The sequence below is a fragment of the Microbacterium sp. Z12_35 genome (assembly GCF_058310475.1).
In genome coordinates this window covers 1,046,583-1,067,378 of record NZ_JBZEGJ010000001.1, presented here as the reverse complement: position 1 = coordinate 1,067,378, position 20,796 = coordinate 1,046,583, and the positions used below count along the sequence as shown (strand labels likewise).

General features: G+C 68.9%; 24 protein-coding genes. 10 read left to right on the top strand and 14 right to left on the bottom strand.

Annotated features, from left to right (window positions below; all coding sequences use genetic code 11):
• Positions 1-10: 10 nt before the first annotated feature.
• The 3 genes from AC4FS1_RS05305 to AC4FS1_RS05295 are packed head-to-tail and all read right to left on the bottom strand — an operon-like array spanning position 11 to position 2,179.
• The gene (locus AC4FS1_RS05305) at positions 11-580 is read right to left on the bottom strand and encodes a DUF2238 domain-containing protein (RefSeq protein WP_491153214.1); all 570 of its coding nucleotides are present in this window, start codon (positions 578-580) and stop codon (positions 11-13) included.
• Positions 577-1,380, bottom strand: a complete 804-nt coding sequence (locus AC4FS1_RS05300) for an endonuclease/exonuclease/phosphatase family protein (protein ID WP_491153213.1) — start codon at positions 1,378-1,380, stop codon at positions 577-579. Before AC4FS1_RS05300 ends, AC4FS1_RS05305 begins: the two co-directional genes overlap by 4 nt.
• Positions 1,373-2,179, bottom strand: coding sequence for a glycosyltransferase family 2 protein (locus tag AC4FS1_RS05295; protein ID WP_491153212.1), 807 nt, complete (start codon positions 2,177-2,179; stop codon positions 1,373-1,375). The genes AC4FS1_RS05300 and AC4FS1_RS05295 overlap by 8 nt, the downstream gene beginning before the upstream one ends.
• A 211-nt stretch (positions 2,180-2,390) precedes the next feature.
• Here AC4FS1_RS05295 and AC4FS1_RS05290 point away from each other — a divergent pair, with 211 nt between their 5' ends.
• Positions 2,391-2,600 (top strand): hypothetical protein, encoded by a 210-nt coding sequence (locus tag AC4FS1_RS05290; RefSeq protein ID WP_491153211.1) that lies wholly within the window; start codon positions 2,391-2,393, stop codon positions 2,598-2,600.
• A 34-nt stretch (positions 2,601-2,634) separates the two neighbouring features.
• Here AC4FS1_RS05290 and AC4FS1_RS05285 read toward each other — a convergent pair whose 3' ends face one another.
• From AC4FS1_RS05285 to AC4FS1_RS05275, 3 genes are all read right to left on the bottom strand, one after another.
• Complete coding sequence (locus AC4FS1_RS05285; protein WP_491153210.1) at positions 2,635-2,925, bottom strand: hypothetical protein; 291 nt, start codon at positions 2,923-2,925, stop codon at positions 2,635-2,637.
• A gap of 130 nt (positions 2,926-3,055) precedes the next feature.
• Positions 3,056-4,852, bottom strand: coding sequence for a glycoside hydrolase family 2 protein (locus tag AC4FS1_RS05280; protein WP_491153209.1), 1,797 nt, complete (start codon positions 4,850-4,852; stop codon positions 3,056-3,058).
• Entirely contained in the window at positions 4,849-5,853 is a 1,005-nt protein-coding gene (locus AC4FS1_RS05275) for a LacI family DNA-binding transcriptional regulator (RefSeq protein ID WP_491153208.1), read from the bottom strand. Before AC4FS1_RS05275 ends, AC4FS1_RS05280 begins: the two co-directional genes overlap by 4 nt.
• Before the next feature lie 141 nt (positions 5,854-5,994).
• Here AC4FS1_RS05275 and AC4FS1_RS05270 point away from each other — a divergent pair, with 141 nt between their 5' ends.
• The 6 genes from AC4FS1_RS05270 (at position 5,995) to AC4FS1_RS05245 (ending at position 11,857) form a co-directional block, all read left to right on the top strand.
• Complete coding sequence (locus AC4FS1_RS05270) at positions 5,995-7,323, top strand: ABC transporter substrate-binding protein (protein ID WP_491153207.1); 1,329 nt, start codon at positions 5,995-5,997, stop codon at positions 7,321-7,323.
• Positions 7,324-7,372: 49 nt separating this feature from the next.
• Complete coding sequence (locus tag AC4FS1_RS05265) at positions 7,373-8,305, top strand: carbohydrate ABC transporter permease (protein ID WP_491153206.1); 933 nt, start codon at positions 7,373-7,375, stop codon at positions 8,303-8,305.
• Positions 8,306-8,367: 62 nt separating this feature from the next.
• A complete protein-coding gene (locus AC4FS1_RS05260; protein WP_491153205.1) occupies positions 8,368-9,204 on the top strand; it encodes a carbohydrate ABC transporter permease in 837 nt (278 codons plus the stop codon).
• A 31-nt stretch (positions 9,205-9,235) separates the two neighbouring features.
• The gene (locus AC4FS1_RS05255) at positions 9,236-10,468 is read left to right on the top strand and encodes a beta-galactosidase (protein WP_491153204.1); all 1,233 of its coding nucleotides are present in this window, start codon (positions 9,236-9,238) and stop codon (positions 10,466-10,468) included.
• Positions 10,469-10,557: 89 nt separating this feature from the next.
• Positions 10,558-11,376: an SDR family oxidoreductase gene (locus tag AC4FS1_RS05250; protein ID WP_491153203.1), complete on the top strand. Its 819-nt coding sequence runs from the start codon at positions 10,558-10,560 to the stop codon at positions 11,374-11,376.
• Positions 11,377-11,419: 43 nt separating this feature from the next.
• Entirely contained in the window at positions 11,420-11,857 is a 438-nt protein-coding gene (locus AC4FS1_RS05245) for a VanZ family protein (protein WP_491153202.1), read from the top strand.
• Here the strand turns inward: AC4FS1_RS05245 and AC4FS1_RS05240 are convergent.
• Together AC4FS1_RS05240 and AC4FS1_RS05235 are read right to left on the bottom strand one after the other, a co-directional pair.
• Positions 11,830-12,927 carry a sensor histidine kinase gene (locus tag AC4FS1_RS05240; RefSeq protein WP_491153201.1) on the bottom strand — a complete coding sequence of 366 codons (1,098 nt, stop codon included), beginning with the start codon at positions 12,925-12,927 and terminating at the stop codon, positions 11,830-11,832. The genes AC4FS1_RS05245 and AC4FS1_RS05240 overlap by 28 nt on opposite strands.
• Entirely contained in the window at positions 12,914-13,588 is a 675-nt protein-coding gene (locus AC4FS1_RS05235) for a response regulator transcription factor (protein WP_491153200.1), read from the bottom strand. Before AC4FS1_RS05235 ends, AC4FS1_RS05240 begins: the two co-directional genes overlap by 14 nt.
• A gap of 86 nt (positions 13,589-13,674) precedes the next feature.
• Between AC4FS1_RS05235 and AC4FS1_RS05230 the strand changes: the two genes are divergently transcribed.
• Complete coding sequence (locus AC4FS1_RS05230) at positions 13,675-14,289, top strand: M15 family metallopeptidase (RefSeq protein WP_491153199.1); 615 nt, start codon at positions 13,675-13,677, stop codon at positions 14,287-14,289.
• Between the two features lie 9 nt (positions 14,290-14,298).
• Here the strand turns inward: AC4FS1_RS05230 and AC4FS1_RS05225 are convergent, their stop codons facing one another.
• The 5 genes from AC4FS1_RS05225 to AC4FS1_RS05205 all read right to left on the bottom strand — a co-directional run bounded on the left by AC4FS1_RS05225 (position 14,299) and on the right by AC4FS1_RS05205 (position 18,217).
• Positions 14,299-15,381, bottom strand: a complete 1,083-nt coding sequence (locus AC4FS1_RS05225) for a DNA polymerase IV (protein ID WP_491153198.1) — start codon at positions 15,379-15,381, stop codon at positions 14,299-14,301.
• A 54-nt stretch (positions 15,382-15,435) separates the two neighbouring features.
• Positions 15,436-16,611, bottom strand: coding sequence for a MalY/PatB family protein (locus tag AC4FS1_RS05220; protein ID WP_491153197.1), 1,176 nt, complete (start codon positions 16,609-16,611; stop codon positions 15,436-15,438).
• Positions 16,612-16,814: 203 nt separating this feature from the next.
• Entirely contained in the window at positions 16,815-17,366 is a 552-nt protein-coding gene (gene msrA, locus AC4FS1_RS05215) for a peptide-methionine (S)-S-oxide reductase MsrA (RefSeq protein WP_491153196.1), read from the bottom strand.
• A complete protein-coding gene (gene msrB, locus AC4FS1_RS05210) occupies positions 17,363-17,827 on the bottom strand; it encodes a peptide-methionine (R)-S-oxide reductase MsrB (RefSeq protein ID WP_491153195.1) in 465 nt (154 codons plus the stop codon). The genes msrA and msrB overlap by 4 nt, the downstream gene beginning before the upstream one ends.
• 96 nt (positions 17,828-17,923) lie before the next feature.
• A complete protein-coding gene (locus AC4FS1_RS05205) occupies positions 17,924-18,217 on the bottom strand; it encodes a thioredoxin domain-containing protein (protein WP_491153194.1) in 294 nt (97 codons plus the stop codon).
• Positions 18,218-19,043: 826 nt separating this feature from the next.
• On the opposite strand from AC4FS1_RS05205, the gene AC4FS1_RS05200 reads away from it, so the two are divergent.
• The gene (locus AC4FS1_RS05200; RefSeq protein ID WP_491153193.1) at positions 19,044-19,784 is read left to right on the top strand and encodes an NUDIX hydrolase; all 741 of its coding nucleotides are present in this window, start codon (positions 19,044-19,046) and stop codon (positions 19,782-19,784) included.
• Between the two features lie 49 nt (positions 19,785-19,833).
• Positions 19,834-20,223 (top strand): nuclear transport factor 2 family protein, encoded by a 390-nt coding sequence (locus tag AC4FS1_RS05195; protein WP_491153192.1) that lies wholly within the window; start codon positions 19,834-19,836, stop codon positions 20,221-20,223.
• Here AC4FS1_RS05195 and AC4FS1_RS05190 read toward each other — a convergent pair.
• Positions 20,220-20,786, bottom strand: a complete 567-nt coding sequence (locus tag AC4FS1_RS05190; protein WP_491155643.1) for a dihydrofolate reductase family protein — start codon at positions 20,784-20,786, stop codon at positions 20,220-20,222. The genes AC4FS1_RS05195 and AC4FS1_RS05190 overlap by 4 nt on opposite strands.
• Positions 20,787-20,796: the final 10 nt, after the last annotated feature.

Below are 20,796 nucleotides of genomic sequence, written 5' to 3'. Positions count from 1 at the left end.
GCGCGCCTGGTCATTCGGCCACGCGCACGCGCGCGGCGATGATCCCCGCGGCGAGAGCGCCGAGGCCACCGGCAGCCATGTCACCGATGGTGTCGACGTAGGCGACGAAGATGTCATCGGTGATGAAGGTGTACCCGGCCCACTCCACCATCTCCCACAGAGCGCCGAGCGCCAGTCCCGTCATGGTCACGAGCACGATCGGGATGCGTGCCATCAGCTGAGCGTCGGGCACTCCCGGCACGATGCGGAGGCGCCCCGCGAGGACGTAGAGCATCAAGGCGAGAACGCCGGTGCACTCGAAGTGGACGAGCAGGTCCCATCCCGGGATGCTGCGGTACAGATCCAGCACGTTGCTCCAGGCAGCCACGAGCACCGACACGCAGGCGACGAGGTCGAATCCGGGGCGTACGCCGAGGAAGCGGGGTAGAACGAGGGCGGGAAGGGCGAAGGCCAGGATGCCGGCGTCGGTGATCGACCAGCCGATGCCCGCGACGACGACGCTGACGAGACCGGCGACGCGGAGCGCGTCCGCGGCCCATTCTCCGGCGGTGGCGGGGCGGCGGAGGAACCGTTCCTTCATTCCGCGTGTTCCCGGACCCGCAGAACGGCCTGCACGGGGAGGTGGTCGGACGGCCACCCGCCGCGCACCGGGCGCGCTTCGATCGCGACCCGCGGAACGTCGCATCCGCGGGCGTGGATTCCGTCGATCCGGGTGCCGCCCGAGCGCGGGCGGCGGTCCCGCGCGTAGGTCGCCCACTCCCGGGTGAGACGGTGCGCGGCGACGGTCCAGGTATCGACCAGCCCGGCGGCGGCGAGGATGCGGCGGGCGGGGGAGTCGGGGGCGGCATTGAAGTCGCCGGTGACCACAGCAGGACCGTCACCCGCGCGGGCGACCAGGAGGGCGGCCCCGCGCCGCCGCGCCAAGGGCGAGAGGACGTCGAGGTGCGTGTTCACCATCGTGAAGCGGAGTCGGGTGATCCGGTCGCGGAATTCCACGCGCGTCAGGACGCGGGGGAACAGCGACCCCCACGACCGCGAGCCGGGCACCTCGGGTCGGTCCGACAGGGCGCTCTGCGTCCAGTCCACGACCTCGAGGCGGCTCTCGTCGAAGAAGATCGGACATCCCTCGCCTCCGCCGTCCCGGTCGCGGCCGTGTCCGACGAAGCGGTAGCGCTCGCCGAGGGCATCCCGCAGCACGGCGGCCTGATGCGGGAGCACCTCCTGTGCTCCGAGGAGGGTCGGGTGTTCCCGGCGGAGGAGCGCGGTCATGCGGTCGCGCCGCTGCCTCCAACTCTGGGACGCGGCCGGTGCCCGCAGGACGTTGAAAGTCATCACCGACAACTCCGGAGGCAGCACAGGGCCGATCAGCGCGTCACCCATGAGCGACGCTCCGTCGTCGGTCGAGGGTCCGACGCATCACCAGGTGCACCCAGCGCACCGGAGGAAAGTCGCGCGGCCAGTGCACGACGACCGAGCGCACCCCGCGCACCGTGCGGACGGCGAACGCGCGAGGGTCGCCGAAAGGCCGCATGGACGCCCCCATCGCCGCCTCAGGTGCATATCGGATCCGGGATCGCAGGCCGAGGTGGAAGGCGAGGTCGAAGTCGTCGTGCACCTCGGGCGACAGGTGCACCGATGACCGCACCCGCTGCCACGCCTTGCGGCGGAATGCCATGTTCGATCCGTACAGCGGCAGGTGACCGAGCGTGGGCACAGACACCGCGACGTACGCGCAGAGGTACAGCGCCGCCAGCGGGGTGCGCAGCATCCGCGGTCCGTCCACGAAACGCGCGCCGGCGGTGAAGGCGTCCACGTCGGGACGCCGGGTGAAGGCGGCCGTCATGGCTTCGACCCAGGTCACCGCGGGCATGCAGTCGGCATCCAGGCGCAGGACGACGTCGCCCGTCGCGGCGTCGTATCCGTGGGCACTGGCCGCGGGGATCCCGGAGCGGTCGCACCGCAGCACGCGGGCGCCCGCCTCGCGCGCCACCGCGGCGGACGAGTCCGACGAGCCGTTGTCGACCACGATGACCTCGTCGGGTCGGAGGGTCTGTACGGCGAGGGCGCGCAGGCACCGACGCAGCGCGGGAGCATCGTCCTTCACCGGGATGACGACCGACACGCGGGGGCTCTCGTCCGGGGAGCTGGACGCGGCGTCGGAAGCGGGGCCCGGGGTCACGGTTTCACGGTAGGGGTGGCCCGCCCCGGGGTCGCGGTGGTTGACACCGCCCGGGCCACCGGATAGCTCGCCCATCGTGCGAGCAGCTCCCGCGCCTGCCCGGCGAGTGCGTCACGCGCTGAGGCTTGGAGGACGCCCCGCGGGCGGTTGTCCAGGGGGTGTGCGTGGGGACGCGCCGCGGGAACGCTGGAAGCAAACGGAAGGAGCTCACATGAGCGACACGATCCCCAGCCGCGATGCCGACGACGCGCACGCCGACGACGCCCCGCCCACCGACGCGGTGATGGACGAGGTGCGTGAGGACGCCGCCTCCGCCGAGAACCACGCCGCCGGCGGCGACGACGAGGTCACGCCGGAGAGCGGGGGCGACGCCGGAACAGCCGAGACGATCGCCGGGACGGCCGAGCAGGGCGACGCATGAACGCCGAGGAGAAGACCAGCATGGCGGCACCCGTTCAGTCCACGAGGGTGACCTCTTCCACCACCGCGCATCGACCGTCGGCAGCCCGCCGCCCGAAGACATAGCTCTCGCGCACCTGCTGTGCGCCGTTCAGCTCGGACGCCAACGTGTGACGTTTCGCAACCTCGATTCCGTCGGGCGCCTCGAGCTCGTTGAGTACCGTGATGGTCACTGTCCCGTCGGTGATCTGCCGCACCTGCCCCATCATGGATGCGAACTGGGATCGGTCGGCCCACTTGCCCCCGCTGCGCTGCCGGTGATCATCGGCGAAGAACTCCGACAGCACGGCACACCTTCGGGCAAACATCGCCGGCGCGCACCTCGAACTGACGGACGAAGACCTTCTGGAGCTGAGCACCATCGCGGGTTGACGTCTCGCGCTGCCGCGGGTGCTGACGGCCCGCTCGGCCTCTGTCCTACGTGCCCCGCACGGCCGCCCGGATCCGCTCCACCGGAAACTTGGGTGACCGATCGGCGTAGAGCAGTCCGTTGGTCTCCTGACCTGTGTCGGTCAGCTGGGTATAGCAGAACCCCGCCAGGGGCGCGGCGGAGCGGGCGGCGTGCAGGAGTGCGGTCACGCGCGCTTCGAACGCATCGATGCTCTCTGCGGTGGTGTATCCCCAGTCCTCCTGAGAGCCGCCGGCGAGCGAGACACCGCCGAACTCCGTGAGCATGACGGGTGCTGTCGGAGGCATCCTCCCCACCGCCATGACACGACCGGCCGGGCCGCGACCGCTCAGCAATCGGCGCACGGTTGCTTCATCCCCGTATCGGGCGGCTAGAACGTCGGCGTCGCCTTCATAGTCGTGTACGGTCCAGATGTCCGAGGCGGTGTGCTCCCAGCCGTCGTTGGAGATGACCGGTCGCGTCCCGTCGAGCGCGCGCGTGAGGTCGGCAACGGATCGGCTGAAGGCTTGCTGGCGTGCGTCATGCGAGATGTGCTGGACCCCCCAGCTCTCGTTGAGGGGGACCCATACGACGATGGAGGGGTGCGAAGAGTCTCGTCGCACGATCGCCGCCCATTCGGACATGAGGCTGGCGATCGCCCGGGGGTTGAATGCATACGCGTTCGCCGTCTCCGCCCACACCATCAGTCCCAAACGATCCGCCCAATAGAGAAAGCGCGGATCTTCCGCCTTCTGATGCACGCGCGCCGAGTTGAATCCCAGGTCGAGGATCACCTGCACCTCTGCGCGAAGGGCGTCCGGGGTGGCGGCGAGATGCGTGGTCGGCCAATAGTTCTGCGCGAGGACGGCACGAACGGCGACGGGACGGTCGTTGAGGAGCAGGCCATCGGGGCTCGTCCCGACACTGCGCATCCCGAAATAACTCGCCACTTCGTCCCGGACGACACCGTTCCCCTCCGCCACCGCCAGGTTCGCCCCGATCAGCGTGGGCTGGTCGGGCGTCCAGAGCAATTCCTCGTACTGCTGCCCGTTCAGTTGATCGGGCAGGACCAGGCGGACCGTCACGGTCGAGTGTCCGAGAGAGCGGACCCGCGTCTCGCCGATCACGGCGCCGCCGTGAGTCGCCCGAACATGCACCCACGCGTCATCGGGGACGGCGCCGCGGAGCTCGATGTCCACCTCGACGGCGGATGACGGCACATCGCTCCGCCATGTCAGTGCAGCGATGGAAAGGTCCGCGACGCACTCGAGCCAGACGGGCTGCCAGATGCCGGTCGTTCGTTCGTACCAGATCGCGTGCGGTGTCTCACGCCAGTCTTGCTTGCCGCGGAGCACCGACACATCCCCAGGCAGGTCAACGGCTCGCACGACGAGCTGATTGATGTCGTCCGTCTTGATGGCGTCGGTGACGTCTGCAACGAAGGGTGTCTGCCCCCCGCCGTGGGTCGCCACAACCTGCCCGTTGAGCCACACGGTGGCGGAATGATCGATCGCCCCGAAGTGCAGGAGTGTTCGCGGGTGGTTCTCGTCCCAGCCGGCGCTGCGCAATTCGTCCGTCCCGAACGAGCGCCGATACCAGACACAGGGAAGAAAGCTCGTGTCGTGGATGCCGGACGCCGGGGACTCCGGGGGATAGGGGACCGTGATGGTGCGGTCGAATGTCACGTCCGACAACGAACGGTCCATGTCGTCGTCCTGAGCGAAGTCCCACGGTCCGCCGAGGTCGTGCCAGGCGGGCCGCAACATCTGCGGACGGGGGTACGTGCCGTCCTGTGAGGTTGCGTCCGGCATCATGCTGGGACTCATGCGGAAGGTCCTTTCGTGCTGGCGCGATCGGCGATCGTGAACCCCACCGTGTGTGTCCCGATCTGCGAAGGTTCGGCGAAAAGGAGATCGAGCGCTTTGCGAGCCAGGGCGGCGGTGTCGGGGGATACGGAGGAGAGCGAGGGGGTGCTGTAGCGGCCTTCGTCGATGTCGTCGAACCCGATCACAGCGACATCCTGTGGCACCCCGACCCCGGCGGTCACCAGGACGTGCATCGCGCCCAGCGCGAGGAGATCGTTGAAGGCGAAGATGCCATCGGGGCGCAGGTCCGTGTCGAGGATGGTCCGTGCGGCGGCGGCGCCGTCTGCGCGATGAAAGCTCCGGACCGGGAGTATGAGCCGTTCATCCACAGCGATGCCCGCCGCCCGCAGAGCCGCGCGGTAACCCTCGAGGCGTAGCACGGCGGTCTCGTTCGGACCGGATTCTTGCGCGCCGACTGCCGCGATGCGCCGGCAGCCCAGGCCGATGAGGTGCTCGGTGGCGGCATACGCGGCGGCGGTGTTGTCGACAGTGACGTGCGGGAAGGTGCTTTCCCCCGCGTGTTCCCCGAGGAGCACCAGCGGGGTGGTGTCTAGGCGCCCGCGCAGGTCGGCGGCGGTCAACGCTAACGGGCTCATGATCAGGCCATCCATGACCGGCGCGTCGATGCCGTCGCTGATCCGGCGTTCTGCATCGGCGCTGCCGTCAGTCTGATTGATGAGAACGGTGATGGATCGGTCCTGCGCCGCGCGGACGAGCTCGGCTGCGAGCTCGGCGAAGTAGGGCTGGCTCAGCTCGGGAAGCGCGAGCGCGATCATGCCGCTGCGGCCGCTACGCAGTTGCCGCGCAGCCGCGTTGGGACGATAACCCAGTTCGACGACCGCTGCGCGGACCCGGACGCGCAGTTCGTCGGTGACCCATCCCGTGCCGTTCACCACGTTGGACACGGTCTTGGCCGATACACCGACGCGGTCAGCGACGTCCTTCAGTGTCGTGCGTGACATCCGTTCGGCACCTCCTCCCGCATATCGTGGCGGGTTCACATTCGCACGACATCGTGTCTTGTTCAACGTTTACCGTTCATGTATAACGGGAGTCACTTGATCGGTTCAACGTTGAACGACATTTTCAAAGGAGAAAGTGTGATGAGAACACAGCATGGTTCCGACGCGCTCCGTGGGCGGAGTCGCGTCCTCGCCGGCGCCACCGCGATGCTCTCCGTTGCCGCCCTCGCGCTCGCGGGCTGTGCCGGTCAGGGCAGCGGTGGCGGTGCCGACACCAACGCGGACGGCAAGATCGTTCTCGATTTCTGGAACGGGTTCACCGGCCCGGACGGTCCCGCGCTGGAACAGGTCATCGCGGACTTCAACGCTTCCCAAGACGACATCGAGGTCAAGGCGAACATCATGCCCTGGGACACCCTGTACCAGAAGGTGCTCACCTCGGTGGCGAGCAAGGATGGCCCCGACATCATCGCGATGTCGGCCAGCCGCATGCCGCAGTTCGCGGATGAGGGACTCTTCCTCCCCCTGGACGACTACTACGAGGACGCGGATCACGAAACGGAGGCGCTCGCACCGTCGTCCGTCGAGGCGTCCATGTACGACGGGAAGAACTACGGGGTGCCCGTGAACTTCACGCCGATGATGATGTATTACAACAAGGACCTGTTCACGGCCGCGGGCCTGAACCCCGATGCCCCACCCACAACGTGGGACGAGTTCGCCGCGATGGTGCCCAAGCTCACAGTCGACGAGGACGGCGACGGCAAGCCGGAGCAGTACGCCATCGCTCTTGCCGACCACGAGACCGTGCCGATCTTCCCCTCCCTGCTGTGGGGTACCGGCGGCAGCATCGTCTCGGACGACGGGAGCACCTCGACCCTCGGCGACCCCGAGTCCATCGAAGCGCTTGACTACTGGGTCTCGCTGCTTCGCGACCAGAAGGCGAGTCCCATCGGGCTCAACGGAGCGGATGCGGACAAGCTTTTCCAGACCGGTAAGGCCGCCATCGAGATCGTGGGACCGTGGATGACCACGGGATTCGACGAGGCCGGGCTCAACTACGGGCTGGCGAAGCCGTTCATGGGGCCGGCTGCGGATAACGTGCTTGCCGACGTCGTATCCATGGGGCTTCCCGCGAACACCAGCGATGAGGTCAAGGAGGCGGCATACGAGTTCTTCGCGTACTGGAACTCCTCGGAGGGGCAAGTCACGTGGGCCAACGGGTCGGGATTCCCGCCTACGCGCGCCGACGTGGCCGATCAGGTCTCCGACACCCCCTACCCGGCGATCTTCGGTGCCGCGGACGTGGTGGACAGCGCCAAGGTGCTTCTTCCCGGCATCGCCGCTGGCGGCCCGATCCTCGAGACCGTCTTCACACCGTCACTGCAGCGGGCGCTGAACGGGGAGGGGACGGTCGAGGAGATCTTCACCTCAGCGTCGGATCAGGTCCAGGCAGAGCTCGACAAGTGACACGAAGGCGGGCGGCCTCTCGAGGTCGCCCGCCCTTCCCGGAGGGCTCATGACGACGACCGTCGACCGTGCACCGCTGCGCACCGACGCTCCACCCCGCCGCCGCAGCATCCGCGCCAAGCGCGCGCGGACGGCCTGGCTGTTTCTCACACCATCGCTGCTGATCCTGATCGCCTTCACGCTGTACCCGATGGCGCAGGCGGTCTGGCTGTCGTTCACCGATTACAACCTGATCCGCGCCGCGGAGTTCGTCGGGTTGAGCAACTATGCCGAGCTGTTTGCCGATCCTGCGTTCTGGAACGCCTTCGGCAACACCGTGCTGTACGCCGCCGTGGTGACACCGGTCACCGTCGTCCTGGCGCTGCTCTTCGCCATCATGTTGAATCAGCGCTTCACCGGGCGCGCTTTCGCCCGCACGGCGATCTTCCTCCCCTTCATCGTGTCGCTCGGCATCATCGCGATCGCTTGGGCGTTCCTGCTCGATCCGAACATCGGCCTGCTGTCCTATTGGCTCGGGCTCGTAGGCATCGTTCCGGAACAGGGATGGCTGTCCGATCCGCGCTACGCCATGGCGGCGGTGATGGTCGTCGGTGTCTGGAAGAACGTGGGCTTCTATATGGTGATCTATCTCGCCGGGCTGCAGTCCATCCCCGTGGATATGTATGAGGCGGCTCGTCTGGATGGCGCGGGACCATGGCAGCGATTCCGCAGCGTTACGCTTCCGCTGCTGTCGAACCAGACACTGCTGGTGTCCGTGCTCGCGCTCATCGCCACCCTGCAGGCCTTCGACCAGATCTATGTCATGACGAGGGGTGGTCCGTTCTTCCGCACCGAGACGCTCGTGATGCTCATCTATCGCGAAGGCTTTCAGGAGCTGCGGTTCGGCTACGGCTCTGCTATCTCCTTCGTGCTGCTGATCTTCGTGTTCATCCTCTCGATGATCCAGTTCGGCTATCTCCGCCGGAAGCAGGTGACGTACTGATGGCCGTGACCACGCTGCCTTCGACGCCGACGCCGACGCGGAGGCCGACGAGACGTCCCGCCGTGACGCGACGCCGAGGCGGTCGCCCGCGCCTGGCAACGTGGTTGCTCGCGATCACGTCGGTCGCGATCGGTTTGCTCATGCTGCTGCCGATCATCTGGATGCTGTTCACCGCGTTCAAGCCGGAAGCCGACATCGTGTCGTACCCGCCGACGTTGTGGCCGCGTGAGCTGACCGTCGCGCACTTCATCGACGTGTGGGAACGGATCCCGTTCGCTCGGCTCTACGTGAACACGATCATCTTCGCCGGTTCGGTGACGGTCATCTCACTGCTGTTCGACTCCATGGCGGCATACGCCCTCGCGCGGGTCCCGTTCCGCGGTCGTGGGGTCGTCTTCGTCGGGATTCTGCTGCTGCTCATGCTGCCGTTCCAGGTCACGCTCATTCCGCTTTATGACATGCTCAACGGTCTCGGCCTGACCAACACTCTTCCCGGTCTGATCATCCCGCGGATGACCAATGCGTTCGGGATCTTCTTCCTCACGCAGTTCTTCTTGTCACTACCGAAGGACTTGGAAGAGGCGGCACGCGTGGACGGCGCATCCGAGTGGCGGATCTACTGGGGCATCATCATGCCGCTCGCGCGGCCGGCGCTGCTGACGCTGGGGCTCTTCCATTTCCAGTACAACTGGAACGATCTTCTTTGGCCGCTGGTGATGTCCTCCTCGGTGGAGACCTCGACGCTTCCCGCGGGTCTGGCGCTTTTCATGGGGCAGCACGTGGTCGAGTACGGGCTGCTCATGGCCGGATCGCTGCTCGCGCTTCTGCCGGTGATCATCTTCTTCCTGCTGATCCAGCGGAGCTTCGTCGCCGGAATCGCCACGACGGGTCTCAAGTGATCCCACCCGTCCCCAAACGAAAGGCTGCGGCGTGAGCGACGTTCGTTGGTATCGAGAGAACCGGCTGCACTACGGAGTCGGAATCGAGGACACCTTCATCCCCCAGGAACGACCGGGGCATCGCAAGCTCGACGAGTACGAGTTGACGCAGCACTACTCTCACTGGCGCGAGGACCTCGAACTCGCGGCCAGCGCTGGAGCCGAGTTCATTCGGTGGGGCATCCCTTGGTACCTGGTCGAGCCGCGCCCGGGCGAATTTGATTGGGCCTGGCTCGATGAGGTGGCGACGAAGATGCAGGAGCTCCGTCTCCGGTGCGTCGTGGACCTCATGCACTACGGCACCCCTCTGTGGCTGGAGAACTCCTTCCTCAATACCGGATACCCCGAGCGGGTGGCCGCGTACGGTCGTGCCGTGGCCGAGCGCTACCGAGGCGTCTGGACAGACTTCACACCGCTGAACGAGCCCATTGTCAACGCGGAGTGGTGCGGGCAGAACGGCGCCTGGCCGCCTTACCTCGTCGGCCACGACGGATTCGTCACGGTGCTCCTCGCGCTGGCGCGTGGGATGGTGCGGACCCAGCAGGAGATCGCGGCCGTGCAGCCGGAGGCGACCTTTGTCCACGTGGACGCGGGGTTCCGATACGAGGGCGACACGTCTCCGTTGGCGCGGGAGCTACTCGAAGAGCGGCGCTTCGCCGCGCTGGATCTCATCACCGGACGCGTGCAGGCGGACACGATCCTGGGTCGCTGGCTCGCCTCGCACGGTGTCACAGCCGGCGACCTCGCCTGGTTCCGCGACAACGCCGTAACTCCCGATGTCATCGGGGTCAACTACTACCCGCACTTCACCACCTCGCGCATGCAGGACGGTGTGATCACGCCGGTAGGCGCGGGAGCAGCCGGCCTGCGCGACCTGGTGAACAGCTACGCCGAGCGTTACGATCTCCCCCTCGCGGTGACGGAGACCTCCCTCGTCGGCACCGTCGAGGAACGCATCGAGTGGCTCCGGGATTCGACAGCCGAGCTCGCGGCGATGCGCGACGAGGGCCACCGCATCATCGCGTACACGTGGTTCCCGTTCTTTACCATGGTGGACTGGCTCTACCGGTTCGATCAGAAGACGCCCGATGAATGGTTCCTCACCTTCGGACTCGTCGACCTCGTTCGCGGCCCGGATCAAGTGCTCGCACGGGTGCGGAACCCCGCGTTCGACGTCTTCGCGCAACTCGCCAGGGCTTCGCGAGATGACCACTCCGGTCTTTGACCGCTCGGCATGCACTGCCTGTAGGAAGTTGTACCCCATTTCGCCCTCGGCCGCCCTCCGCCCACCGGCCGGGGGATAACGTGCTCGATATGGCACAGAAGACGTGGTTCATCACCGGCACCTCCCGTGGCTTCGGACGGGAGTGGGCGTCGGCCGCCCTGGCGCGCGGCGACCGGGTCGCCGCGACCGCGCGGGACGTTTCGAGCCTGAACGACCTTGTTCAGCAGTATGGCGATGCACTTCTGCCGATCGAGCTGGACGTCACCGACCGTGCGGCCGACTTCGCCGCGGTGCAGCAGGCTTTCGAGCACTTCGGGCGCCTGGACGTCATCATCAACAACGCCGGCTACGGGCAGTTCGGCATGGCGGAGGAGCTCAGCGAGAAGGACATCCGCGACCAGATGGAGACCAATCTCTTCGGGGCGGTGTGGGTCACGCAGGCGGCGATCCCGATCATGCGCGAGCAGGGCTCGGGGCACATCATCCAGGTGTCGTCGATCGGTGGGATCTCAGCCTTCCCGAATCTGAGCGCCTATCACGCGTCGAAGTGGGCGCTGGAGGGGTTCTCGCAGGCTCTGGCGCTCGAGGTCGCGGAGTTCGGCATCAAGGTCACCATCGTCGAGCCGGGGGGCTTCGCCACCGACTGGTCGGGTGCGAGCTCCCGTCATGCCGACCCTCTCCCCGCGTACGATGCCGCCCGTGAGCGCCGCGCGCAGCAACGCGCGGCGCAGGCCCCCGGCGACCCGACGGCGTCGGCGCAGGCGATCCTTCGGGTCGTGGATGCGGACGAGCCGCCGTTGCGGGTCTTCTTCGGAACGACACCGCTCAAGGTCGCCCGCCGCGACTACGAGTCCCGTCTGGAAACGTGGGAGAAGTGGGACGACGTCTCGCAACTCGCGCAGGGCTGACGCGCATACGCTGACGCAACACCGCTCCCGCTGAGATGGGGGCATGCGTTACATCACCCGCGCTCTTCTCGCCGCTGCCGCCCTCCTTCTGGTGGCCGTGTTGACCCTCGCGCCGCAGATGCTGGTCGGGCCCGCCAGGGCGGCGTTCCTGGGATGGGCGGACGCGGTGACCGTGCCCCTGTTCGCCGGCGCCGGGTACGCCGAGGCGGAGCGGCTGATGAACACGGCCATGTTCGTGCCCCTCGGCGCGACCGTCGCGCTGGTGCTCCCGCGTCGAGGCTGGCCTTTCGCCATGCTCGCGGGCATGGCGGTGTCCATCGCCGTCGAATATGCGCAGACCTCGATCCCTGGCCGCATCCCCGACGCGGCTGACGTCCTGTGGAACACCGTCGGCAGCGCGATCGGGGTCGTTGCGGTGACCGCGGTACGGGCGGTGGCAGGCGCGGTCCGCAGTCAGCGGGGAAGGGTGACGCGCACCTGAAGTCCGCCCTCGCGCCGCGCCGTCACCTCGAGCGTCCCGGAATGAGCGCGCACGATGGCGGCGGCGATCGCCAGGCCCAGGCCCGACCCGTCGCCCGATCCGCTTCCGCGGGTGCGCCCCGCGCCGCGGACGAACGGCTCGGTCAGGGTGGCCGCCGTGGTCGGGTCGATGATCGGACCGGTGTTGACGACGGCGAGTCCCGCCGCGCCCGGAAGCTCCGTGGTCCTCACGAGGACCTGACCTCCGTGCTCGTTGTGCACCACGGCGTTGTGGACGAGGTTTCCCGCCAGGCGGGCGAGAAGCGTCGGGTCGCCGAGCGTCGGGGCGGGCCGCAGATCGCGGTCGATGCGGATGCCGGCGGCCGCCGCATCCGGCGCCGTGTCGTCGATCGCCTCGGCAGCGATGGCGGCAAGGTCGAGCGGCTCCGACCCCGGCGTTCCTCCGCGTCCGACGCGGGCGAGGGCGAGAAGGGCCTCGGTGGTCGCGATCGCCCGGTCGTTCGTCTCGCCGATCCTGCGGAGCACCTCGTCCACGTCGCGGCCGGCCGGGTCGGCTTGAGCCACCTCGACGAGCGTCCGCACGATGGCATGCGGGGTGCGCAGCTCGTGCGACGCGTTCGCCGCGAATCGCCGCTCCTCCTCGAGGGTCTGCTGCACGCGGTCGAGCATCGCGTCGAACGCGTCGGCAAGGTCGGTGAGCTCGTCCCGCCGCCCGGGGAGCCGGATGCGGGAATCCAGCGACCCGTCGCGCGCCCGGCGAGCCGTGGCGGTGATGCGGTCGAGTGGTCGCAGCACGAGCCCGGCGAGGATCCATCCGCCGACCAGCCCGAACAGCACGAGTGCCACGAGAGCCCACCACGCGTACCGGACGAACACCTCCATCAGGTCGGACCGGTTGGGAGCGAACCCCCCGCCGAACACCTGGACGTCGCCTTCGGGAACGAATCGCAGCAGGAGGAACCCGACGGCGAACAGAGCGATGCCGGCCATGAGGAGGAAACCCGCGTAGCTGAGTGCGAGTTTGATCCGTACCGACAGGCCGGCAGGCCGAGCGGCCTCAGCCGTCGTCATGCGCCGCGCTCATTCGGTAGCCGACACCGGCGACCGTCTCGATGGTCCACGGCTCGCCGAGCCGCTTGCGTAAGCCCGAGATGGTGATGCGCACGGCGTTGGTGAAGGGGTCGGCGTTCTCATCCCACGCGCGCTCGAGGAGATCCTCGGCGCTCACCACGCCGCCGCGCGCGGAGAGCAGCACCTCGAGGACGGCGAACTGCTTGCGGGTCAGGGCCACATATCGGTCGTCGCGGTACACCTCGCGGCGGAACGGGTCGAGCCGCAGCCCGGCGTATTCGATCACCGGCGGCGCGCCCGCCGAGGGCCGTCGGCTGAGCGCTCGAAGGCGCAGCACGAGTTCGCGCAGCGCGAAGGGCTTCGTGAGGTAGTCGTCGGCGCCGCTCTCGAACCCGGTGGCCTTGTCGTCGAGCCGGTCGGCCGCGGTCAGCATGAGGACGCGCGGGCTCGCCGGGGTACGTGACAGCGAACGGGCGATCTCGTCTCCATTGGGCCCAGGGATGTCGCGGTCGAGGACGACGACGTCGTAGGTGTTGACCGCCAGCTGCTCGAGCGCCGTGTCCCCGTCGCCGGCGATGTCGGCGGCGATCGCTTCCAGCCGGAGCCCATCGCGGATCGCCTCTGCGAGGTACACCTCATCCTCGACGATCAACACGCGCACGGCCCCATGGTAGGCGGGACGGCATATCGCCGGCGTATGAGAACCGGCATACGCCGTGGCAACCGGCCCCTGCGTGGGATGGCTCCATGCAGATCGCTCCTCACCTCCCGACCACCGTCCGCCGTGTCCGTCCGGCCGTCTTCGTCGCGGTGGGGGCCGGCCTTGCCGTCATCCTCGCTGTGCTCCTCATCGTCGCGACGGGGTTCGCGGCGTCGTTCGCCCTGACGCCGTTCGCGCCGCGGGCGCAGGATGGGCTCATCCCGGAGGGTGCTGCAGTCACGCTTGACGACGACCACCTGCCGGCGCTCGCCAACCTCGATCCCTCCCTCCTGGGCGCGCTGCGGGACGCCGGGATCGAGGCTCGCGGGGAGGGCGTGACGTTCGAGATCACCAGCGGATGGCGGAGCCGTGAGTATCAGGGCTGGTTGCTCGCGCAAGCGGTGGAGACATACGGCAGCGAAGAGATCGCGCGCCAGTTCGTCGCTTCGCCCGAAGAGTCGGCCCATGCGAAGGGGGATGCCGTCGACATCGTCCCCGTCGATGCCCAGTCCTGGCTCAGCCAGCACGGGGCGCAGTTCGGTCTGTGCCAGGTGTACGCGAACGAGCCGTGGCACTACCAGCGCACCGTCGAAGCCGGAGGCGTCTGCCCCGAGATGATGCCGGATGCATCGACGGCTCGAGCGGCGGCGGACAAGTCCTGACTCCGCCCCTCACCAGCCCCCACGGGTCGGAGTGTGTCCCTCACGCGCGTCGTCCGGCATCTGCATTTCCGCGCGGACGCCTAAGAGCCGCAGTGGGCGGTCGGGTTCGATCTTCGCCACGAGCGCGAGAATCTCGGCGACCACCGCATCCCGATCGAAGGTCGTCGCCACCTTTCGTGTGAACGTCTTCGTGAGGAACGGCGCGTACCGCACCTTCAGGCCGACCCCGACGACCGGCCGGCCCTCGGCGGCGACATCATCGAGCACCTGCGAGGCAAGCTCGCGGGCGGCCTGTTCGATCTCGGCCGGGGCGACGACGTTCTGCTGGAACGTCGTCTCGCGCCCGTGGCCGCGGGGCACCCACGGCGTGTCATCGACGACGCTCGTGCCATCGCCGCGGCCGAGCGAGCGATACCACGGGCCCATGCGGGGTCCGAATTCCGCCACGAGCGCCGCCTCATCCGTTCGCGCGAGCTCGTCGACCGTCTGGATGCCCAGCGCCGCGAGCCGGCGGGAGATCTTCGAGCCCACGCCCCACAGGTCGATCGTCGGGCGTTCGCCCATGACGTCGAGCCAGTTTTCAGCGGTGAGTCGGAACACGCCGCGAGGCTTTCCGAAGCCGGTCGCCACCTTCGCGCGCACGAGGGTGTCGCCGATGCCGACGCTGCAGTGCAGCCGGGTGCGCTCGAGGACCGCGGCTTGAATGCCGCGTGCGTAGGCCTCGGGGTCGCCGGTCGTCACGCCCACGAAGGCCTCGTCCCAGCCGAGAACCTGGACCACGGCTCGCGGTTGCGCGCGCAGCGTCGCCATGACCTCCTCCGACGCCGCGGTGTAAGCGGGGGCATCCACCGGCAGCAGGACGGCATCGGGCACCTTCCGGGCGGCCAGGCGCAACGGCATCCCGGACCCGACGCCGAACGCGCGGGCTTCGTAGGAGGCTGTGGACACGACGGCGCGCTCCGTCGGGTCGCCGCGTCCGCCGACGATCACGGGCTTGCCTGCGAGTTCGGGCCGCCGGAGCACCTCGACCGCCGCGATGAATTGGTCGAGGTCGACGTGCAGGACCCACGCCCTCTCGGCACCGTCGTTCATGTGCACCAGTGTGCCTCGTGAGCCCCGGAAGCGCTCGGCTGTTGTCCGAGTGCGTCAGGCCGCGACGGGCCGGGCGGCGAGGGCGGCGGCCATCCTCTCGACCGCCTCGCGCAGCAGCGGGCGGGGGAGGGCGAAGACGAAGCGCACGTGCCCGATGCCCGCGGCTCCACAGGCGGCGCCGTCGGTCATGGCGACCCGGGCGGAGGTGCGGAACCACTCCGCCTGGTCGCCGGGGATCCCGTATGCGCGGAGATCGATCAGGGCGATGTAGGTGCCCTCGGGGAGGACCATCCGTGCTTCGGGCAGGAGCTCGGCGACGAGGTCGGCCAGGTGTGTGCGGTTGCCGTCGAGGTAGCGGACGACTTCCTCGAGCCAGACGCCGCCGGACGTGTACGCCGCCGTGTTCGCGACGACGCCCAGGGTGGAGGTGCCGTGGCCGGCCCAGAATCCGAACTCCGTCCACGCCGCCGCATCCGCCTCGTTCGAGAGGATGACCTGCGCGCACTTCAGTCCGGCGAGGTTCCAGGCCTTCGAGGCCGAGGCTGCCGTGATCGTATGGCCGGCCGCCACGGCGGAGAGGGACGCGTACGGGATGTGCCGCGCCGGTGCGTAGACGACCGGAGCGTGGATCTCGTCCGCGAACACCCGGCCGTTCTTGGCCTCCACCACCCGGGAGACCGCTTCCAGCTCTTCTCTCGTGAACACAGTGCCGAGGGGGTTGTGCGGATTGCACAGCACGAGAAGACCGGCACCGTCATCGAACGCCTTCGCGATGCCGTCGAGGTCCATCATCATCCGCCCGTCGACCGCGATGCTCGGCACCTCGATCACGCGCCGGCCGTGGAGCGGCGGCACGGTGAGGAACGGCATGTAGGCCGGAGTGGGGACGATAACGGCCGAACCCGGCTCGGTGAACCGCTCGATGGCGAGTTCGAGCGCCGCGATGACGTCGGGCACGTGGTGCACGCGCTCGGCAGGGACGTCCCAGCCGTAGGCCTCGCGGTACCAGCGCGCCGTCGCTGCGGCGAGGTCGTTCTCGAGATGTGCGGGCAGATACCCGGTGAGGCCCTTGTCCAGCGCGCCTTCCAGCGCGTCGCGGATGGGCGGGGCGACGCCGAAATCCATCTCGGCGACGAAGACACCGATCGTGTCGGGGAACATCGTCCACTTGACGCTGCCGTTGCCTCGTAAGTCGGCCTCGGTCAGCGCGTCGAACTCCGGAGCGGTCATGCTTCCGATTCTCCCAGCGTCGCGGCCGCGGCGGGTGCGCGGGGCGCGGCCGCCGGTGTCGGGGGAAGCCGCGCGCGCTGTCGGCGGACTGCCTCGGCCGAACGGCGCTGCGCCGGGGGACGGGCCGGTGGGGCGGCGTTGGGGGACCGGCGGAACGACGAAGGCCGCGGCCCGCGTGATGCGGACCGCGGCCTTCGTGCGGCTCAGGCGGTGGCGCCGGCCTCGGCGCGCTTGGGCAGAACCCATCCCGCGCGCGGGAAGTGGCACGTGTAGCCGTTCGGGTACTTGATCAGGTAGTCCTGGTGCTCCGGCTCGGCCTCCCAGAACGGGCCCGCGGGCTCGATCGTGGTGACGGCCTTGTCGGGCCAGAGGCCCGAGGCATCCACGTCGGCGATGGTGTCGCGAGCGACGCGCTCCTGTTCCTCGGTGAGGGGGAAGATCGCCGAACGGTAGCTGACACCGATGTCGTTGCCCTGACGGTTGAGGGTCGACGGATCGTGGATCTGGAAGAAGAACGCCAGGATGTCGCGGTAGGTCGTCTTCGACGGATCGAACACGATCTCGACCGCCTCGGCGTGCCCGGGGTGGTTGCGGTAGGTCGCGTGGTCGTTCGTCCCGCCGGTGTAGCCCACCCGGGTGTCGAGCACACCGGGCTGGCGGCGGATCAGGTCCTCCATGCCCCAGAAACACCCGCCCGCCAGGACGGCGGTCTCGGTGCCGGGAGTGCGGGTGATGGCTCCGGTGTCGGTGGTCATGATGCGTTCTCCTTCGTGTCGGTGAAAAGTGCGCGGTAGGCGCCGTATCCCTGCTCTTCAAGCTCGTCGACAGGGACGAAGCGCAGCGCGGCGGAGTTCATGCAGTAACGCATTCCGCCGGCCTCGCGCGGGCCGTCGTCGAAGACGTGGCCCAAGTGGCTCCCCGCTGCGGAGGAGCGTACCTCGGTGCGGGTCATCCACAGATTCCGGTCGGTCTTCTCGACCACGGCTGACCGGTCGATCGGGCGCGTGAAGCTCGGCCATCCGGTACCGCTGTCGTACTTGTCGGTCGACGAGAACAGGGGCTCACCCGAAACGACGTCGACGTAGATTCCGGGCTCGTGGTTGTCCCAGTAGCGGTTGCGGAAGGGGGGCTCGGTGCCCTCCTCCTGCGTCACATGGAACTGGGTGGGGGTGAGGCGGCTCAGCGCCTCGGGCGTCTTGCGGTACTCGGTGCTCACGATTCCTCCTGGGTGGCGCCGCTGGCTGTGGCGTCCACTGAAGAGAACGAGGAACCCCTCGGTTTTGGTCCCGTGAAGCTGGGAGCGGGCCGAGAGTTATCGGGCCCCGGCATCCATGGCTCGGGCGGCGGCCACGAGGATGTGGTCCAGCGTCGGAACCCCGCTCGCCCGCATCACCTCGACGCCATCGGCTCCACGCAGGATGACCGTCGGAGTCGACTCGATCCCGCGCTCCTCGGCGAGGCCAGGCTCGAAGGCCACGTCATGCTCGGACACCACCGCATCCGGGAGCAGTTGCCTGACTCGTTCCAACATCGATCGCGTCTGGCGGCAGGCGCCGCAGAACGACGTCGAGTACAGCTCGAATGCGATCGATGATGTGCTTCCCACGGCGGCCTCCGAGTGAGGCAACGCTGTGCCTCGTCCCGATATTTCGTTGAGCGGTGCGTGGGGCCGGGTGCGGGCGCGTGGGGAGGGTGCGGCGTTGGGTCGTGTGGGGCGTTGGGCGTGTGGGGAGGGGATGTGCATTGGGGAGGGTGGTTCGGGCGGTTTGGTCCTCCGGAGGCGCCTTCTCCTCCCGGGGTGCCCGGTCTGGCACGGGGGTTGGGCGTGTGGGGAGGGGATGTGCGTTGGGGAGGGTGGTTCGGGCGGTTTTGGTCCTCCGGGGGCGCCTTCTCCTCCCGCGGTGCCCGCCCAGGCACGGGGGTGGGCGTGTGGGGAGGGGATGTGCGTTAGGGAGGGTGGTTCGGCCGCTCTTGGCCCTCCCGTCGCGCCTTCTCCTCCCGGGGTGCCCGCCCAAGCAAATGGGGCGGGCGTGTGGGGAGGGGATGTGCGTTGGGGAGGGTGGTTCGGGCGGTTTTGGTCCTCCGGGGGCGCCTTCTCCTGCCGGGGTGCCCGCTCTGGCCCGGGGCGCCCACGGCCCGGTGTGCCCGGTCTGCCCGAGGTGGGCGTGTGGGGAGGGGATGTGCGTTGGGGAGGGTGGTTCGGGCGGTTTCGGTCCTCCGCAGGCGCCTTCTCCTCCCGGGGTGCCCGCTCCTGCCGAGGTGCCCGCTCTGGCCCGGGGTGCCCGCTCCTGCCGCGCCGCCTGCTCTGGCCCGGGGCGCCCGCCCTGGCCCGGGGCGCCCGCCCTGGCCCGGGCCGCCCGCTCTGGCCCGGGGCGCCCGCTCCTCCCGGGGTGCTCGCCCCGTCCGGGTGGGGAGCGGCGTAGCCTTGACGGATGCCCGCCCATTCCGCTCTCCAGAGCGCGCGATCGCAGCTGGCTGAGCTCGTCCAGGGCGCCCCCTCGGGTTCCGGAGTCAGCCCCATCACCCGCGGGATCGACGTTCCCACCGACCCGCAGACCAACGCCCGCGCGGCCGCGGTGCTCATCCTCTTCGGTGTGTTGGACGGCCTCGCAAGCAACAGCGATGCGCAGGCGTCGGCGGTCTCGCGTGAGCTGGATGTGCTGCTGCTGTCCCGCGCCACCACGTTGCGCTCGCACGCCGGTCAGGTCGCGTTTCCCGGAGGCCGCGTCGACCCCGGGGATGCGAGCGTGGTCGCGGCGGCCCTGCGCGAGGCCGAGGAGGAGACCGGCCTCGATCCCGCGGGCGTCGAGGTTCTCGGAACTCTCGATAAGGTTCCGCTCGAGTACTCACGGCACCTGGTCACTCCCGTGCTCGCGTGGTGGCAGCATCCGTCACCCGTTCGCGTGGTCGACGACGCTGAGTCGGCGGATGTGTTCCGTGCGCCGGTCGCCGACCTCCTCGACCCCGCGAACCGCGGCGTGACCGTCATGCGCCGCGATGGACTCGAGTGGAGGGGGCCGGGCTTCCTCGTGCCGCACGCCACCGGGGAGCACCTGGTGTGGGGCTTCACCGCGATGCTGCTGGACGGGCTGTTCGATCGCCTCGGCTGGACGGAGCCGTGGGACGTCGACAAGGAACTGCCGCTCCCCCCGCCCGGGCCGAACGACCGCTGATCACGGCGGTCCGTTGCGCCGGAGCACACGGCGGCCGGAGACTGGCGACATGGGCTTCGACATTTCCGAGCTGCTGCGCCTCGAACATGCCGGGTGGACTGCGCTGTCGGACGGCAGCGGCGGAGAGTTCTACGGCTCCGTCATGACCGACGACGCCGTCATGGTGCGTGCGGACGGCTCGGTGCTCGACCGCGACGCCGTGCTGGCATCCCTCGACGACACCCCCGCCTGGTCGGCGTACGAGATCACCGATGAACGCCTCATCGAGATGGGCCCGGATGCCGCGGCCTTCGTGTACCACGGCCGGGCGTTCCGCGCCTCGGGCGGCCCGCCCTTCGACGCGCTCATGTCGAGCGTCTACGTGCGGGAGGCCGGGGAGTGGCGGCTGGCGCTGCACCAGCAGACGCCCACCCCCGACGAGGAGAGCGTCGAGCTCTAGCCCGATCGATCCGGCCGGGGGAAGGGACGATAGCGGAGGTCGACGCTGACCCGACCCCGGTCGCCGTTGACCAGTGTGAGCGGAATCGCGTCGCCGCCGGGATTGTCGTAGAGCCGCACTCCGTCACCGAGCAGGACGGGCGCGAGATGGATGTCGATCTCGTCGAGTAGCCCGCGTTCGAGAAGCTGGCGCCCGATCGACGCGGACAAGACCTCCACGTTCTTGCCGCCGGCCGCAGCCCGGGCGATCGCCACGGCCTCGGCCACATCGCATGTCAGGAACGTCACACCGCGCGAGGGCGCCGCATCCTCGGGGTGGTGCGTCAAGACGAAAGTCGCCCCCTCCCACTGCCCGCCGTACGTCGCGCTCGCGTCGGGGTACGCGTCCCAGCCGGCGCGACCCCCGAGGACCGCTCCCGTGGTCGCGGTGTACTCGTCGATCAGGCCGGGACGGTCCGCGATGCCGGCCATCCAGCCCATCGTGTGCCCCGGGCCGGCGACGAAACCGTCGAGAGACATCGTGAAGTGCCACAGCACCTTCCCGCTCGCCGTCTGCGGCGGCATGTCCTCCACG

Excerpts from the sequence above, each read along its gene's own strand:
- AC4FS1_RS05305 (WP_491153214.1), bottom strand. The coding sequence starts at position 580 with ATGAAGGAACGGTTCCTCCGCCGCCCCGCCACCGCCGGAGAATGGGCC.
- AC4FS1_RS05300 (WP_491153213.1), bottom strand. The coding sequence starts at position 1,380 with ATGGGTGACGCGCTGATCGGCCCTGTGCTGCCTCCGGAGTTGTCGGTG.
- AC4FS1_RS05290 (WP_491153211.1), top strand. The coding sequence starts at position 2,391 with ATGAGCGACACGATCCCCAGCCGCGATGCCGACGACGCGCACGCCGAC.
- AC4FS1_RS05280 (WP_491153209.1), bottom strand. The coding sequence starts at position 4,852 with ATGAGTCCCAGCATGATGCCGGACGCAACCTCACAGGACGGCACGTAC.
- AC4FS1_RS05275 (WP_491153208.1), bottom strand. The coding sequence starts at position 5,853 with ATGTCACGCACGACACTGAAGGACGTCGCTGACCGCGTCGGTGTATCG.
- AC4FS1_RS05270 (WP_491153207.1), top strand. The coding sequence starts at position 5,995 with ATGAGAACACAGCATGGTTCCGACGCGCTCCGTGGGCGGAGTCGCGTC.
- AC4FS1_RS05265 (WP_491153206.1), top strand. The coding sequence starts at position 7,373 with ATGACGACGACCGTCGACCGTGCACCGCTGCGCACCGACGCTCCACCC.
- AC4FS1_RS05250 (WP_491153203.1), top strand. The coding sequence starts at position 10,558 with ATGGCACAGAAGACGTGGTTCATCACCGGCACCTCCCGTGGCTTCGGA.
- AC4FS1_RS05245 (WP_491153202.1), top strand. The coding sequence starts at position 11,420 with ATGCGTTACATCACCCGCGCTCTTCTCGCCGCTGCCGCCCTCCTTCTG.
- AC4FS1_RS05240 (WP_491153201.1), bottom strand. The coding sequence starts at position 12,927 with ATGACGACGGCTGAGGCCGCTCGGCCTGCCGGCCTGTCGGTACGGATC.
- AC4FS1_RS05230 (WP_491153199.1), top strand. The coding sequence starts at position 13,675 with ATGCAGATCGCTCCTCACCTCCCGACCACCGTCCGCCGTGTCCGTCCG.
- AC4FS1_RS05225 (WP_491153198.1), bottom strand. The coding sequence starts at position 15,381 with ATGAACGACGGTGCCGAGAGGGCGTGGGTCCTGCACGTCGACCTCGAC.
- AC4FS1_RS05220 (WP_491153197.1), bottom strand. The coding sequence starts at position 16,611 with ATGACCGCTCCGGAGTTCGACGCGCTGACCGAGGCCGACTTACGAGGC.
- msrA (WP_491153196.1), bottom strand. The coding sequence starts at position 17,366 with ATGACCACCGACACCGGAGCCATCACCCGCACTCCCGGCACCGAGACC.
- AC4FS1_RS05200 (WP_491153193.1), top strand. The coding sequence starts at position 19,044 with ATGCCCGCCCATTCCGCTCTCCAGAGCGCGCGATCGCAGCTGGCTGAG.
- AC4FS1_RS05195 (WP_491153192.1), top strand. The coding sequence starts at position 19,834 with ATGGGCTTCGACATTTCCGAGCTGCTGCGCCTCGAACATGCCGGGTGG.
- AC4FS1_RS05190 (WP_491155643.1), bottom strand. The coding sequence starts at position 20,786 with ATGCCGCCGCAGACGGCGAGCGGGAAGGTGCTGTGGCACTTCACGATG.